This window comes from Phaeobacter italicus (assembly GCF_001258055.1).
In the GTDB taxonomy this organism is placed as follows: domain Bacteria; phylum Pseudomonadota; class Alphaproteobacteria; order Rhodobacterales; family Rhodobacteraceae; genus Phaeobacter; species Phaeobacter italicus.
Genome location: NZ_CVRM01000011.1, coordinates 51,683 through 66,786, shown reverse-complemented (window position 1 = coordinate 66,786; position 15,104 = coordinate 51,683). Strand labels below are relative to the sequence as shown.

Genomic DNA, 15,104 nt, shown 5'->3' with positions numbered 1-15,104 from the left:
GTGACGCGCCTGCCATGACCGGACGGGGCTTAGCCCGCCAATAGCGCCTTGGCCGCTGCGCGCGCCTCTGGGGTGATGGTATCGCCCGACACCATCCGGGCCAGTTCATCCACCCGCTCCGCGTCGTCCAGAGGAACGACCTGCGACAGGGTCTGCCCGTCAACAACCTGTTTCTGCACCCGCCAATGATGCGCCCCCTGTGCAGCAACCTGCGGGGAATGGGTGACGACCAGAACCTGCCCGCCTTCGGCCAGCGCCTTCAGGCGACGGCCAACCGCATCAGCAGTGGCACCACCGACCCCGCGATCGATCTCATCAAAGATCATGGTCTGATTGCCGGTCTCGCCACGCAGGCAGACCTTCAACGCCAACAGAAAACGGCTCAGCTCACCGCCAGAGGCGATCTTGTTCAGCGGGCCCGCAGGCGCGCCGGGGTTTGTCGCGACGGTAAAGGCCACGCCATCCTTCCCCTCGGGGCCGGGATCTGCCGGGCTGACGAGGGTTTCGAAAACCGCACGCTCCATCTTGAGCGGGGCAAGCTCTGCCATCACCGCGCCATCCAGCGCAGCCGCACTTTCGCGCCGGGCCGCCGACAGCTGTTCAGCAGCGGCATTATAGGCCGCTTCGGCCTGCGCCAGCGCCGCTTCGCGATCTGCCAGATCCTGATCGCCCGCATCCACCGCTGCCAGCTTTTGGCGCAGCGTGTCGGCATAATCCCCCAGATCATCTGCAATGACGTCATGCTTGCGCGCCAGTGCCCGGATCGCAAACAACCGCTCCTCGCAGTCTTCCAGATCACCGGGGTTGAACTCCAGCCCATCCAAAAGCCGCGACACACCATCCTGCGCCTCGCCCAGCTCGATCATCGCCCGCCCCAGCGCCGCCAGCGGCGCATCCAGCGCGCTTTCGGCCTGATCGGCAACCCCCTCCAGCCAGCGCTGCGCATCGCCAAGGGCGCTTTCCGCCCCATCAGACAGGATCGCATGGGCACGCTGAATGTCGCCACGAATGCGCTCGGCGGCCTGCATTTCGCGGCGACGCTGATCCAGCGCCGCGTCCTCGCCGGGCTGAGGGTCCAGCGCGTCCAATTCCGCAACCGCATGGCGCAGAAACTCTTCTTCGGCGCGGATCGCCTCAAGCGCGCTGCGGGTTTCCTCAACCGCCTTGCGGGCCCGGCTGGCCGTGGTCCAGCGCTCGCGCACTGTCGCCAGAAGATCCGCAAGATTGGCAAACTCGTCCAGCATCGCGCGATGGCCGCGCGGGTTCAGCAGACCGCGATCATCATGCTGGCCATGCAGTTCCAATAGCGTCTCAGACAGCGCCCGCAGCACCTCGCCCGAACAGCGGCGATCATTGACCCAGGCTGTCTTGCGCCCCTCCGCGGTGTTCACCCGCCGCAACAGCAGCGTCTCGCCGCCCGGCAGGCCCGCCTCGGCAAGAACCGCATGGGCCGGATGATCCGGGGCAAGATCGAACTCTGCCATCACCTCGCCCTGCTTGGCGCCCTGACGGACCAGTTCGGCCCGCCCGCGCCAGCCCAGCACAAAGCCCAGCGAATCCAGCAGGATCGATTTACCCGCCCCGGTTTCCCCGGTGAGCACGTTCAGACCCGGCTGAAAATTCAGTTCAAGGTGATCAATGATCAGGATATCGCGGATATCAAGCGCGCGCAGCATGGCCCGGCCTCATTGCGGAAGTGGCACTTAGAGCCACTCCCCCTTGATGGACTGACGGTAGATCTGGCTCAGCCAGTTGTTGCCGACATCGCGCATTTTCAGCCCGTTTTGCGTCAGCAGCTTAAAGCTGTCCTCGTACCATTCGGTCGATTGATAGTTATGGCCCAGGATCGCGCCCGCGGTCTGTGCCTCATTGACCAGCCCCAGCGACAGATAGGCCTCTACCAGACGGTGCAGCGCTTCGGCGGTGTGGGTGGTGGTCTGGAAATCCTCGACCACGACACGGAAGCGGTTCACCGCAGAGGTATAGTGCCCCTTGCGCAGGTAGTAGCGGCCAATTTCCATCTCCTTGCCTGCCAGATGGTCAAAGGCGAGATCGAATTTCAGGATCGCGGAGTTGGCGTATTCGCTGTCCGGGTAAACCTCGATCACGGTGCGCAGGGACTGCAGCGCCTGGAAGGTCAGCCCCTGATCGCGGCCCACCTCGTCGATCTGGTCATAGTAGCTCAGCGCAAGAAGATACTGCGCATAGGCGGCATCTTCCTCGGTTGGGTAGAAATCAATGTACCGCTGCGCGGCTGCGCGGCTTTCCTCGTAGTCGCGGCCCAGATGATAGGCATAGGCCTGCATGATCAACGCCTGCTTGGCCCAGGAGGAATAGGGATAAAGACGCTCGATCTCCGCAAAGTAGAAGGCCGCATCCTTGGTCCGGTTGCGCTCCATCTCGAATTCGCCGCGTTCATAAATCTGCTCGGGTGTGAACCCTTCCAGCGGTTGCGCACTTTTTGCTGCGCCGCCGTCCCCACCACAGCCCGAAAGAGCCGCAATCAGAAGAAACGCGCCGATGGTTTTGGCTGCCGCCCCCATGCCGATCATGATCGCCTAACCTCACCGTCTTTTGCTTACGGGTGTGAACCCCGGTTACGCCCGGTCTAGCACATTCATTTGACGGGCAAAACGGCTTTAACCGTCTCCCGACCCACTTGGCAGAGAAAGCGCGGCGGGGTCAAGGGGACAGAGATCACAGCCATACGCTGTATGTGACCCTGTGCCCCTAAACCAAAACAACCGCGCGGCATCTGCCACACGGTCGTTGATCTGTCGTGATAGTGACGTTGGGTCACGGTGTCGGTAATTCGGGCGTCAGGCCCCCCAGCCGACGCCCTCTGCTCGATACCCCGATCAGGCGACGCGGCGCGTCTCTGTCGGAATTTCTGCCCAGACCAACCCCTGCCCCGGCAGGCGGGCGGTCATGATCGGGTCACAGGACACCTTGCGCAGCGCACCCGGTGTTGCAAAGGCCGCGCGCAGCAGCGTGTTGGTCAGCGAGTGACCCGCGCGGTCCCCGATGTAGTGGCCAAAGATCGGGCCACCTGCCAGCGCCAGATCCCCCAGCGCATCCAGCATTTTATGGCGCACAGGCTCGTCGCTGTGGCGCAGCCCCTGGCCGCTTTCGACCACGGGACCATCAAAGACGATCGCGTTCTCACCCGGCACACCGCCGAGGGCCAGACCATTGGCCTGCATGGTTTCCACATCCGCGCGGCGGCAGAAGGTACGGCAATCGCAAAGTTCCCGCGCAAACGTACCGTTGCGCATGTCCAGCGTGCGGCTTTGACGGCCAATCGCGGCCTCGTCAAAATCAATGTGGAACTCGATGATCAGGCGGTTGCTCGGCATCAGGGTGGCGGTTGCCCCCTCATGGCTGACAGTGACCGGTTTCATCACCTGCAGCGCGGTGACAGGCGCGCCCAGACGCTGGATGCCCTGCTGCATGATGCCGCGCACGAAATGCGCCGAAGAGCCATCCATGATCGGAACTTCCGGACCGTCGATTTCGATCAGGGCGTTGTGGATACCACAACCCGCCAGTGCGGCCATGATGTGTTCAACGGTAGACACAGAGGCACCAGAGGTGTTCACCAGACGGGTGCACAGCGCGGTACGCTCCACCAGATCCCAGCGGGCGGGAACCAATGTGTCGCCAAGCGAAATATCGGTGCGGCGGAAACAGATACCGTGATCGGCAGATGCAGGCTTCAGAATCATGCGGACAGGTTTGCCGGAGTGCAGTCCGACCCCGTCAAATGTCACTGATGCTTTAAGCGTGTTCTGCACGGTGTGCCTCGTTTCGTATGGTCCGACCTCACAGGGTCGTGTTGCGAAACAGAGGTAAGGTGTCGGCCCGAAAGGCTCAACTCAATCTTTGTAACGGAATGAAACATGACTGAAACAGATAGGCGAAAGACTGCCAACTCCAGGTTAACAGACGGTAAACAAAACAAAAAAGGCCGCCATTTGGCGACCTTTTCTGATGTCTTGTGATCCGCTTAGTTGGCCTGGCGGCGCAGGAAGGCGGGAATTTCGATGCGCTCCTGCTCCGGATCGGCCTGACGCTGCTGCGGTTGCGGCGCGGCGGCGGCCTGCTGGCCATGACCGTGCTGGGCAACCTGCGGCTGCGGCGCAGGCGGCTGCTGGCGCGCGGCGCCCTGATTGTCCGCGGCACTGCCGGTCATGCGGTGGATCAGAGAGTTCAGGCCAAAGCGGCGCTGTTCCTGACCGGATGCGGCAGGCTGTTGAACCGGCTGCTGCTGTTGCTGCTGCACCTGAGGCTGCGGGGCCGGAGCGGGCTGCGGCGCGCGCGGCTGCACAGCGTCGATTGACGGGCGCTGCTGCATCTGCTGCTGAACCGGCTGCTGTTGCTGCACCGGCTGGTGCTGCGGGGCCTGCGGCTGGGCGCGCTGTGCAGCGGCCTGCAGACGCACGATCGCCTCGGGCGACGGCGTACCGGGAGCAGGCGCCTTGGGGGCCACAAAGGTTTCTGCCGGGTTGTTCACCGCAGCGTCTGCCTGCGGCTGGAAATCCGGAACACCGTTGCCCTGATAGGCCGGTGCAGGCAGGCCGTCGGCGCCCATGTTGTCGTGGGTTTCTTCGACAACCTCGTCATATTGCCCATCAGCGGCCTGTGCAGCGCTGTTGAACTCAGAAAACAGCGAAGGCTCTTTTTGCGCGGGGGCTGCGGCAACCTCGGCTGCGGGCTGTTCGACAGGGGTGTTCAGCTCCAGCGGAGCCGCAGCAGCGGCGCGGTTTTCTTCAACGCTGACAGTCTGTTTCAGCGGTGCAGACATCGGGCGACGCGGCACCGGGATATCGGTCTGAACGTCAACAGCATCGATGCCGGTGGCCACAACGGACACGCGCATCTTGCCTTCCATCTCGGTATCGAGGGTCGAACCGACGATGATGTTTGCGTTCGGGTCCACCTCTTCGCGGATGCGGTTGGCGGCTTCGTCCAGCTCGAACAGGGTCAGGTCGTGGGCGCCGGTGATGTTGATGAGAACACCCTTCGCACCCTTCAGGCTGATTTCGTCGAGCAGCGGGTTCGCGATCGCCTTCTCGGCGGCCTGAACGGCGCGATCTTCGCCTTCGGCCTCGCCTGTGCCCATCATCGCCTTGCCCATCTCGTCCATCACGGCGCGAACATCGGCAAAGTCGAGGTTGATGAGACCCGGACGCACCATCAGGTCGGTGACACCTTTCACGCCCTGATACAGAACGTCATCCGCCATCGAGAAGGCTTCGGTGAAGGTGGTTTTTTCGTTGGCCAGACGGAACAGGTTCTGGTTCGGAATGATGATCAGCGTATCAACGACCTTTTGCAGGGCTTCGACACCCTCCTCGGCCTGACGCATCCGCTTGTTGCCTTCGAACTGAAACGGCTTGGTCACAACGCCGACGGTCAGCACGCCAAGCTCACGGGCGGCCTGCGCGATGATCGGAGCCGCACCGGTCCCGGTGCCGCCACCCATACCGGCGGTGATAAAGCACATATGCGCGCCGGCCAGATGGTCGACGATCTGTTCGATGCTTTCTTCTGCGGCGGCGGAGCCAACAGAGGGGCGCGCGCCCGCACCCAGACCTTCGGTCACTTTGATCCCCAGCTGCACGCGGCTCTTGGCAGAGCTCTGCTGCAGGGCCTGCGCGTCTGTGTTGGCAACGACAAAGTCGACGCCATCCAGCTGCTTCTCGATCATGTTATTGACAGCGTTGCCGCCCGCACCGCCGACGCCAAACACGGTAATCCGGGGCTTCAGCTCGTCCTGGCCGGGCATCGAAAGGTTCAAGGTCATGCTCGTTCCGCCTGTGTTTATCAGCCCTCCCGCAAGGGCCTATTCCTGTCCTAATCCGCTCCAATCCTACCGCGCAGCACGAGTCGCGTCATCCCAAAAAGCGTCAAAATCCACAAAATCTGGACACATGAGCGCCCAAATTCGCGGTATTTCGCCGATAATGGCAAATCTTGCGGAAGCGACAGCCAGTGACCACAACACAGCGTTTGCGCCCAAGGGCTTCTGCCACTTGAGTCTGCTGCTTCTAACGGGTCTGGCTGGCCACTGCTCGGCCTGCGTGCGCCGCGTGGAGCGGTCGTTACCACAACATTAACGCGGCAAGAATCCGCTGTCACCCGCGAAACGGAAGCGCGGGGGAAGTTTTTCGTTAACATCTGCTTAATTTTCTGCCCGACCGCCCATCGGCGGCAGGGCAAGGCGGCGTCGCGCCGGGCCGGTTACCAGTTGTCCCGGAACCACTTCACCGCGCGCCGCAGGGTGCCGCTGGCGTTGCGATCCACCGGCATCTCGAAATCCCACCACTCATCCTGCGGATGGGCGGCAAACAGGCTCAGCCCCACCGCCGAGGCAAACCCCGGACCAGTGGCCGACTGCGGCAGGCCGTGAACACGCAGCGGACGACCCAGACGGACCTGCTGCCCCAGAATGCGGCTCGCCAACCCATCCAGCCCCATGATCTGGCTGGAGCCCCCGGTCAGCACGATCTGCTGGCTTGGCAGGCTGTCAAATCCGGCGGCATCAAGTCGGGCGCGCACCTCTTCCAGGATCTCCTCGACCCGCGGACGCATGATGCCGATCAGTTCCGCCCGGCTGACGGTGCGGCGGTCATGCTCCCAATCGCCGGTATCGGCGTGGATGTCGATCATCTCGCGATCATCTGCGCCAGTGGCATGAACCCCGCCATGAAAGGTCTTGATCCGCTCGGCATTGGCCGTCGGCACCCCAAGCCCCATGGAAATGTCGCTGGTGATGTGATCGCCACCCATGCGCACCGCATCGGCATAGATCATGTGCTTTTTCATGAAGACAGAGATCGAGGTCGACCCGCCGCCCATGTCGATGCACGCAGCGCCCAGCTCCTGCTCGTCCTCGACCAGCGCCGAAAAGCCCGATGCATAGGCCGAAGAGGCAATCCCTGCCAGTTCAAGATCACAGCGCTGGATGCAGCGCACGAGGTTCTGCACCGTCGAGGCATCGACAGTCAGCATGTGCATATCCACCGCCAGCGTCTGCCCCATCTGCCCGCGCGGATCACTAAGCCCCGAGCGGTTGTCGAGCGCGAAATTCACTGGCTGGGCATGCAGCACTTCACGACCCGCGCCATATTCCGGCACCTCGCAAGCGGCCAGCACACGGGCGATTTCATTTTCGGTCACGACCTGCCCTTCCAGATCGACCAGCGCGTCCAGCCCGTAAGAGCGCGGATTGGCCCCGGAGAAACAGGCAATGACGTGATCCACCCGCACCTCGGCCATCTTCTGCGCCGCCTGCACGGCGGTACGGATGGCACGTTCGGTTTCCTGCATGGCGGTGATCTCGCCAAACTGCACCCCGCGCGACCGCGTGGTGGCCGCGCCGATCACCCGAAACCCCGACTGCCCCGCAAGCGACCCGATAGAGTTGTCCTCGCTCAGCCGCCCCGTGCCGTCAAAGCGCAGCACCAGACAGGCGATCTTGGAGCTGCCCACATCAAGAATGGCCACGACACCGCGCTGCATCGCCTGACGTCGCATCTGCCGCATGGCGCGCTGGGATTGATAAAGATCAGTCATGATTACTGCCCACCTGCATTCAACTGACGAATCCGCCACCAATCCTCGACGGCGGCCTGGGTCATGCGAACCGTCGGGCGCGCAGCCAGCCGCATATCCACGGCTGCCACATCCCGCTCCAACAGATCGCGCACTTCGCTGACGGCAATGACCCGCTCCAGGGCGGGCACCGGTTTTTTCGACGGCAGCATGATCCGCTGCCCACGGTCCAGAACCAGATCCCAGCGCCGCTCTCCGATCCGCACCAATCCGCGAATACGCGGCCCCAGCGGCTTGGCCACCGCAAAGAGGCGCAGCGCCTCTTCGATCGCCATATCCGCGCCCTCACCCGCCACCAAAGGCAGGTTGGGATGCAGATTGCGCGCACCCAGTTCGGCAACATGCACGCCAGTGTCATCCAGCAGCGCAAGCCCCTCGCGGCTGCGCCACACAACGGCTGGCGTGCGTTCTTCGACGGTCACTTGCAACACCCCGCCCGGACGGATGCGCACATCTGCGCTCTCTACCGGGTCAAGCCCGGTGATCTCGTCGCGGATCTGGGTCAGGTCCAGATCAAAAGAGCTGACAGGAAAATCAATCGGCACAACCTCGCGGATGTCTTCCGACACGCTGGTGCCTGCGCCGTCGATGGCCATCACATTGACCATGAACTCGGGCCGTTCCTCGATCGAGGCGCGAATGTCATTGACCAGCACCTGAAGCTGATCGCGCCGCCCCTCATCTGCCATAAAGGCCGCGCCGGCCACAAAGACCAGGCAGAACGGAATGCCGAACCGCACGCCAAAGCGGATCCCCGGCGTCAGCATCCAGCGCTGGAACCGATAGGTCAGCCGCGATGGCGCCGGATCAGTGCGCCCGCTGCGGGGTTTGGTGAATCGCTCAATCAGCGCCCGCATGACGCATCCTCAACCATCCACGCGCAAAGCTGGCCAAAACTCATGCCGCAATGGGCTGCCTGTTCCGGCGCAAGCGACGTGGGCGTCATGCCTGGCTGGGTGTTGGTTTCCAGCAGGATCAGCCCGTCCTTGCCACGGCTTTCGTCCCAGCGAAAATCGGTCCGGCTCACCCCGCGGCACCCCAGCGCATCATGGGCGCGCACCGCGTAATCCAGACACAGCTGAAAAATCTCGTCCGGCAGATCCGCAGGCAACACATGCCGCGAGCCACCGGGTTTGTATTTGGCGTCGAAATCATACCACCCGTCAGTGAGGATATCCGTCACCGTCAGCGCCTTGCCGTCGACAACCGTGGTGGTCAGCTCACGCCCCGGCGCATAGGTTTCCACCATCACCTCATCCGGCATGTCCTCAGACAGCTGCGGCGGCGTATTGGCGGCCTCCTGCACGATATAGATCCCGACGCTGGAGCCTTCGTTGTTGGGTTTCACGACATAGGGCGGCGCCATCACATGGGCCGCAGAGACGTCGGATTTTGCGAAAAGCCCGCTGTCCACGACCGGCAGACCGGCGGCGCGAAACGCCTCTTTCGAGCGCTGTTTGTCCATCGCCAGCGCCGAGGCCAGAACACCGGAATGCGTGTAGGGAATCGCAAGCCATTCCAGCAGCCCCTGCACACACCCATCTTCGCCCCAGCGGCCATGCAGCGCGTTGAAGACGACATCCGGGCGATCCGCAGCAAGCTGCGCCGCAAGATCCGGACCCGCGTCCAGCTCTGTGACCTGATACCCCTCATCCCGCAGTGCGGCAGCGCATTCGCGCCCTGTGGAAAGTGACACCTCGCGCTCAGCCGAGGGGCCGCCCATCAATACCGCCACTTTCGGGAGTGTCCTGCTCGACTCACTCACGACAAGCGCCTCAAATTTCCGGGGCTTCACGCCCCTTGTTGTTCCAGCCTGAAATGGCCCGATATGCGCAGGTTGGCCCTGCATTGGTCGTGCGAAGCGTGATAGCCCGCAATGGCTCCGGATCCGCTGGTGCCTCACACCATATTAACGACAAATTCGTTACCGGCCCGTTAACATTGCCTTTACCAAGATCGCGCTTTTCCGCTTCGATCCGCCATTGCGTTTCACCCGGTGGCGGGCCTGACTTCAAGGGGAAAGCCTTAAAAATCAGGTCATTTATCGTTTATTCGGAAAGCGGATCCCCCACCCGCATGATTTCCCACTCTAGCGTTATGCCAGAATTGGCGTAAACCTCTTTTCGCACTTCTTCGCCCAATCCCTCAAGATCTGCGGCAGTTGCGCCACCGGCGTTAATCATAAAGTTGGAGTGCTTCTCGCTCATCTGCGCGCCTCCGCGACGGGCTCCGCGCATGCCGGCATCATCAATGACCTTCCAAGCCTTGAGATCATGCACATCATCCGCCCGCCCGGTTGAGGAAAACCCGGCCGGATTGCGAAAGGTCGACCCGGCAGAGCGTTCCTTCGTGGGCTGGGTGGCGTCCCGTTTTGCGAGCTGATCTTCCATCCGGGCATGAAGCGCCGCTGGCTCACCCAAAGGGCCGCGCAATTTGGCCGACACAAGGACCGCGCCCTCCGCCAGATCGCTTTGGCGATAGGCAAAATTCAGGGCCTCGGGCCCCAGCTCTACCACCTCTCCCGTCCGCAAAACCACGGTGGCCGACTGGAACACATCCGCCACATAACTGCCGTAGCAGCCGGCATTCATGCGCACCGCCCCCCCGACAGAGCCGGGAATGGTGCGCAGAAACGTCAGATCAACCCCGGCATCAGCGGCCTTGCGCGCCACATGCGCATCCAGCGCAGCCGCACCCGCAGTGACCGTGTCGCCATCGATCTCGATTGAATTGAACCCCCGGCCCAGCCGCACGACAACCGCCCGCAGCCCGCCATCGCGCACGATCAGGTTCGACCCGACCCCCATGGGAAACACCTGAACCGACGGTTCACAGGCCCGCATGAAATGCGAGAGATCTTCAATATCGGCAGGCTGAAACAGATAATCCGCAGGTCCGCCCACGCGCAGCCAGGTCAAATCCGCCAGCGCCCGATTGGGTGTAAGCCTGCCACGCAGCCCGTCGATGTCCATAGATCCCGTCCCGTCTTGTCGTCCGTCAAAATCCCCACGCGGACGCAGCTGCGTCCTGATGTGTGCCCTGCCTCTACTCTGGAATCAGCGCCGCCGACAATGGTCTCCCCGTCGCGCAGGCCCGCGATCCAGCCGCGTCTCAGCCGCCGTTCAGCTGGCGACGCAGCCAGCGACCCAGATAGATCACTGGCCAGCGCAGAACAGACATGCCCGCAAACAGCACACCCAGCCCCCACCACGGCCCGTTTTCATAGGTCACATAGCCCAGCAGCGGGATGCCAAGGGCGATCAGCACATAGGCGCGCGACCAGTGATTGTCGCGGCTTGGGATCATCGCCAGAACATTGGCGGCAACCACCCAGACACAGGCAAGGATCAGCGATGGCGTCATTTGCGGGCCTCCGCACCGTGGCGCTGGCGCAGCCGACCAAGCGCATGCAGGATCGGACGGCGGAACATCGACACCAGGGCAAAGACGCCAAACCCCGCAGCAATCGCCCCGTGGTCACGCCCCAGCAAGACAATCAGCACAGGTGCCGCAATCAGCAGCGCCAGCCCCGGCGCAATCTGCCAACGCATCGGCAACGCCGCCACACCGCAGGCCAGCAGAACCCAGATGGCCGCAGCGGTCACACTCAGCATGGGCACGCCCCCGCCTTTGGGGTCACACCCACCGCCACAAGGGGCAAGGCAGGATATGCCTGCAGCCGCGCCACCCTCAGCCCTTCAAGCGCTCTGGCAGGGCATTGGCCCAGGTGCTGATGGTGCCCGCACCAAGGCAGACAACCATGTCACCGGGACGGGCCTGTTCGCGCACCAGACGCTCCAGATCCGGCTCATCCAGCAAGGCACGGGCGTGGCGATGGCCGTGGCGGATCAGACCGGCCACCAGATCGTCGCGCCCCGCGCCCTCGATCGGGTCTTCGCCCGCGGCAAAGACCTCGGCAATCGCCACCACATCCGCCTCGTTGAAGCAGCCGCAGAAATCATCAAACAGGCTCGACAGGCGCGAATAGCGGTGCGGCTGATGCACCGCAATCACCCGCCCGTCACACGCCTGACGCGCGGCCTTCAGAACGGCGGCAATCTCGACCGGGTGGTGACCGTAGTCATCAATGATGGTGACGCCATCCACCTCGCCCACCTTGGTAAAGCGACGGTTGACCCCGCCAAAGGCCGCAAGGGCTGCGCGAATTTCAGAGCTGTTCATCCCCAGATGGCGGGCAACCGCCACCGCCGACAGCGCGTTAGAGACGTTGTGATCCCCCGGCATCGGCAGCGTGCAGCCTTCGATCACGCGATCCTCGGCCTGCAGCTGAATGTCGAAATGGGCCACGCCCGCCTTGTAGGTCAGGTTGACCGCCCGCACATCGGCCTGGGTGTTGAAACCATAGGTCACGACTCGGCGGTCGGTGATCCGGCCCACCAGTGCCTGCACTTCCGGGTGATCGGTGCAGCACACGGCAATGCCGTAGAACGGAATGTTCGAAACAAACTCGTAAAAGCCATTGCGCAACGTGTCGAAATCGCCCCAGTGCTCCATGTGCTCGGGGTCGATATTGGTGACAACCGCAATGGTCGCAGGCAGGCGGTTGAATGTGCCGTCGCTTTCGTCGGCCTCCACCACCATCCATTCCCCCTGCCCCATCCGCGCGTTGGAGCCATAGGCGTGAATGATGCCGCCATTCACGATGGTCGGATCGAAATGCCCTGCCACCATCAGCTCGGCCATCATCGTGGTGGTGGTGGTCTTGCCGTGAGTGCCTGCGATGGCAATGTTGGATTTCAGGCGCATCAGCTCGGCCAGCATCTCTGCGCGCCGCACCACCGGCAGGCCCCGGTTGCGGGCCTCATCCAGTTCGGGATTGCCCGGCTTGATCGCCGACGAGATCACGACAACCGCCGCATCCTCAAGGTTCTCTGCCCGCTGCCCCACAAAGATCTGCGCCCCCAGCTTTTCCAGCCGGCTGGTGATCTTGGAGGCCTTCAGGTCGGACCCTTGCACGACATAACCCAGATTAAGCAGCACTTCGGCAATGCCGGACATGCCGATACCACCGATGCCGACGAAATGGATCGGGCCGACGTCACCGGGGAGTTTGGTTGCAGGGGTCATGTGTTTCCTTCCTCGGACAGCTTTTCCACCATCGCCACCAAACGCTCGGTTGCGTCCGGGATACCGGTCTGCAGGGCTGCATTGGCCATCTGCGTGGCAGCGGTGGGGTTACTCAGAACTGCGCTGATTTGCTCTGACAGGGCCGAAACGTCAAGGGCGCTTTCCGGGATCAGCACCGCAGCGCCCGCATCCACCAGCCCGCGCGCGTTGGCGCTTTGGTGGTCTCCTGCCGCCGCAGCAAACGGGATCAGGATCGACGGGCGGCCGATCACGGCAATATCCGCAACCGAAGACGCCCCCGACCGCGAGATCACCAGCTGCGCCTCGGACATGCGTGCAGGCACATCGGTAAAGAACGGCTGCACGTCGGCGCTGATGCCGTGATCGGCATAGAATTGGGTGACGCGCGCGCCGTCTTCATCGCGCGCCTGATGGGAAATGCGCAGGCGGCTGCGCAGCGCCTCCGGCAGCGCCGCGATTGCGCCGGGCACCATATCCGACAGGATGCGCGCGCCCTGACTGCCGCCCATCACCAGAATGGACATCGGATAATCCCCCGGCGGGATATAGCCAGCGCCGGCACGTTCCAGCACCGCCGCGCGCACCGGATTGCCCACATGAACGCCTTGGGCCCCGTCGGGCAGGTCCGTTGGCCAGACACCACACGCAACCTGCGCCACCCGCGGCGCAAACAGCTGGTTCACCCGGCCCAGGACACCGTTTTGTTCGTGGATCATGCGTGGCAGCTTCAACAGGGTTGCCGCCCCCAGCGCCGGGATCGACGGATAGCCGCCAAAGCCCACAACGACATCGGGCCGGTCGCGCCGCATCTGCATCGCCATCCGGGTCACGCCTGCCGCAATCTTGGGGCCAACCATCGCCTTGGCCAAAAGCCCTCCGCGGGCAAATGTGGCCGAGGGCACTTCGGTGATTTCCGTGGTATGGGGGTAGCCGCCGGTGTAGCGCGCGCCACGCGCATCCGTTGACAGTTTCACCCGCCAGCCACGTCTCAGCATCGCCTCAGCAAGGGCCTGTGCAGGAAACATATGGCCACCGGTCCCCCCAGCAGCCATCAAGAGCAATTTCTGTGCCATCGTCCCGTGTTGTCTTTCTTTTACCTGCTGTTGCTGCTGTGCCCGGCTCATAACCGGTCAGCGCCTGATCTGTCCCCGCGAGAGACCGCCGCGCCCCACCGGGGGGTCAGCCGCGTCCCTGTCGCCTGTTCATCCCCGCCCACGGCCGTTCAGATAATCCGCAATCTCCCCCTGCGGGCGTGATCGGGAAAACGCCAGCAGCATGCCGACCGCGATGCCACCCGCAATCAACGAGGATCCCCCGTAGCTGACGAACGGCAGCGTCATTCCCTTGGCAGGCAAAAGCCGCACGGCAACGCCCATGTTGATCATCGCCTGAACCCCAAAGGTGCAGACCAGACCAGTGCCCGCAAGACGGATGAACGTGTCCCGTTCGCGCATCAGACGAAACAGCGAGCGCGCAACAACAGTGGCGTAGAGCAGGATCAAGATCACCACGAGCACAAGCCCGTATTCCTCGGCCGCGACCGCGATGATGAAATCGGTGTGGGCATCAGGCAGTGACCATTTCACCTGACCTTCGCCAACACCAACCCCAAACAGCCCGCCTTCGCGGATGGCGTTGGTGGCATAGCCCATCTGGGTGGTGGGATCGATTTCAGGGTTCAGGAACCCGTCGATACGGCGGGCAAAATGCTCCGAGCTGTTGTAGGCCAGAATGCCGCCCAGCACGACGACGACCGCCATCGCCACCAGCAACAGCATCGGCGCACCGGCGACGAAATACATCACCCCCCAGCCAAACAGCACCAGACAGGCCTGACCGAAATCGGGCTGCATGACCAGCATCAGCACCACGGTCATGCACAGACCAAAGGACATCAACGTGCCCGGCGGGCCGTTGATCTGCTGGCTGGCCGCAATCATCCAGGCCGCAACCACGATGAAGCCCGGCTTCAGGAACTCCGAAGGCTGCAGCGAGGCAAAGCCAAGGGAATACCAGCGCACCGCGCCCTTGCCGAAATCAGTGCCGAAAACCGGCAGCAGGGCCAGCGCCACAAAGGCGCAGATAAAGCCCACAACCGCCAGCCGCCGCACCAGCGTGGGCGACATCATCGAGGTGATGATCATCGCCGCAAGCGCCGTCAGCCCAAAGACCATCTGGCGCTGCACATAATGGAAGTTGCCGAACCCGTTGCGCTCTGCCAGCGGGACAGAGGCCGCAAGCCCCAACAAGAGCCCGATGACAAACAGCATCAGAATGCTGGACATCGTCCACTTGTCCAAAGTCCGCCACCACTTGGGTAGGATTGGCTCGCCCGATTGTACGGGGAGCGCGCCATAGACCATCTCAGTCATGGAAAA

General features: G+C 63.0%; 13 protein-coding genes. All 13 read right to left on the bottom strand.

Translation table 11 applies throughout. The features are described from left to right. Positions 1–29 precede the first annotated feature (29 nt). The 13 genes from recN to ftsW all read right to left on the bottom strand — a co-directional run bounded on the left by recN (position 30) and on the right by ftsW (position 15,098). Positions 30–1,676 (bottom strand): DNA repair protein RecN, encoded by a 1,647-nt coding sequence (gene recN, locus NIT7645_RS03615; protein ID WP_008559314.1) that lies wholly within the window; start codon positions 1,674–1,676, stop codon positions 30–32. A 27-nt stretch (positions 1,677–1,703) separates the two neighbouring features. Next, entirely contained in the window at positions 1,704–2,552 is an 849-nt protein-coding gene (locus NIT7645_RS03610; RefSeq protein ID WP_008559478.1) for an outer membrane protein assembly factor BamD, read from the bottom strand. A 306-nt stretch (positions 2,553–2,858) separates the two neighbouring features. Next, positions 2,859–3,794: a UDP-3-O-acyl-N-acetylglucosamine deacetylase gene (gene lpxC / locus NIT7645_RS03605; protein ID WP_037302493.1), complete on the bottom strand. Its 936-nt coding sequence runs from the start codon at positions 3,792–3,794 to the stop codon at positions 2,859–2,861. Positions 3,795–4,006: 212 nt separating this feature from the next. Beyond that, positions 4,007–5,806, bottom strand: coding sequence for a cell division protein FtsZ (ftsZ, locus tag NIT7645_RS03600; protein WP_050686188.1), 1,800 nt, complete (start codon positions 5,804–5,806; stop codon positions 4,007–4,009). A gap of 437 nt (positions 5,807–6,243) precedes the next feature. After that, positions 6,244–7,578 (bottom strand): cell division protein FtsA, encoded by a 1,335-nt coding sequence (gene ftsA, locus NIT7645_RS03595; RefSeq protein ID WP_008559582.1) that lies wholly within the window; start codon positions 7,576–7,578, stop codon positions 6,244–6,246. Between the two features lie 2 nt (positions 7,579–7,580). Then, a complete protein-coding gene (locus NIT7645_RS03590; protein WP_008558985.1) occupies positions 7,581–8,474 on the bottom strand; it encodes a cell division protein FtsQ/DivIB in 894 nt (297 codons plus the stop codon). Beyond that, positions 8,462–9,382, bottom strand: coding sequence for a D-alanine--D-alanine ligase (locus NIT7645_RS03585; protein WP_037302893.1), 921 nt, complete (start codon positions 9,380–9,382; stop codon positions 8,462–8,464). Before NIT7645_RS03585 ends, NIT7645_RS03590 begins: the two co-directional genes overlap by 13 nt. A gap of 283 nt (positions 9,383–9,665) precedes the next feature. Next, the gene (gene murB / locus NIT7645_RS03580) at positions 9,666–10,589 is read right to left on the bottom strand and encodes a UDP-N-acetylmuramate dehydrogenase (protein ID WP_008559834.1); all 924 of its coding nucleotides are present in this window, start codon (positions 10,587–10,589) and stop codon (positions 9,666–9,668) included. 139 nt (positions 10,590–10,728) lie between these two features. Beyond that, positions 10,729–10,980 (bottom strand): DUF2484 family protein, encoded by a 252-nt coding sequence (locus NIT7645_RS03575; RefSeq protein WP_008561553.1) that lies wholly within the window; start codon positions 10,978–10,980, stop codon positions 10,729–10,731. Next, complete coding sequence (locus NIT7645_RS03570) at positions 10,977–11,231, bottom strand: DUF2484 family protein (protein WP_037302494.1); 255 nt, start codon at positions 11,229–11,231, stop codon at positions 10,977–10,979. The genes NIT7645_RS03575 and NIT7645_RS03570 overlap by 4 nt, the downstream gene beginning before the upstream one ends. A gap of 76 nt (positions 11,232–11,307) precedes the next feature. Beyond that, positions 11,308–12,705, bottom strand: coding sequence for a UDP-N-acetylmuramate--L-alanine ligase (murC, locus tag NIT7645_RS03565; RefSeq protein ID WP_008560671.1), 1,398 nt, complete (start codon positions 12,703–12,705; stop codon positions 11,308–11,310). Then, positions 12,702–13,799: a UDP-N-acetylglucosamine--N-acetylmuramyl-(pentapeptide) pyrophosphoryl-undecaprenol N-acetylglucosamine transferase gene (locus tag NIT7645_RS03560; RefSeq protein ID WP_037302894.1), complete on the bottom strand. Its 1,098-nt coding sequence runs from the start codon at positions 13,797–13,799 to the stop codon at positions 12,702–12,704. Before NIT7645_RS03560 ends, murC begins: the two co-directional genes overlap by 4 nt. Positions 13,800–13,928: 129 nt before the next feature. Next, positions 13,929–15,098, bottom strand: a complete 1,170-nt coding sequence (ftsW, locus tag NIT7645_RS03555; RefSeq protein ID WP_037302495.1) for a putative lipid II flippase FtsW — start codon at positions 15,096–15,098, stop codon at positions 13,929–13,931. Between the last annotated feature and the right edge of the window lie 6 nt (positions 15,099–15,104).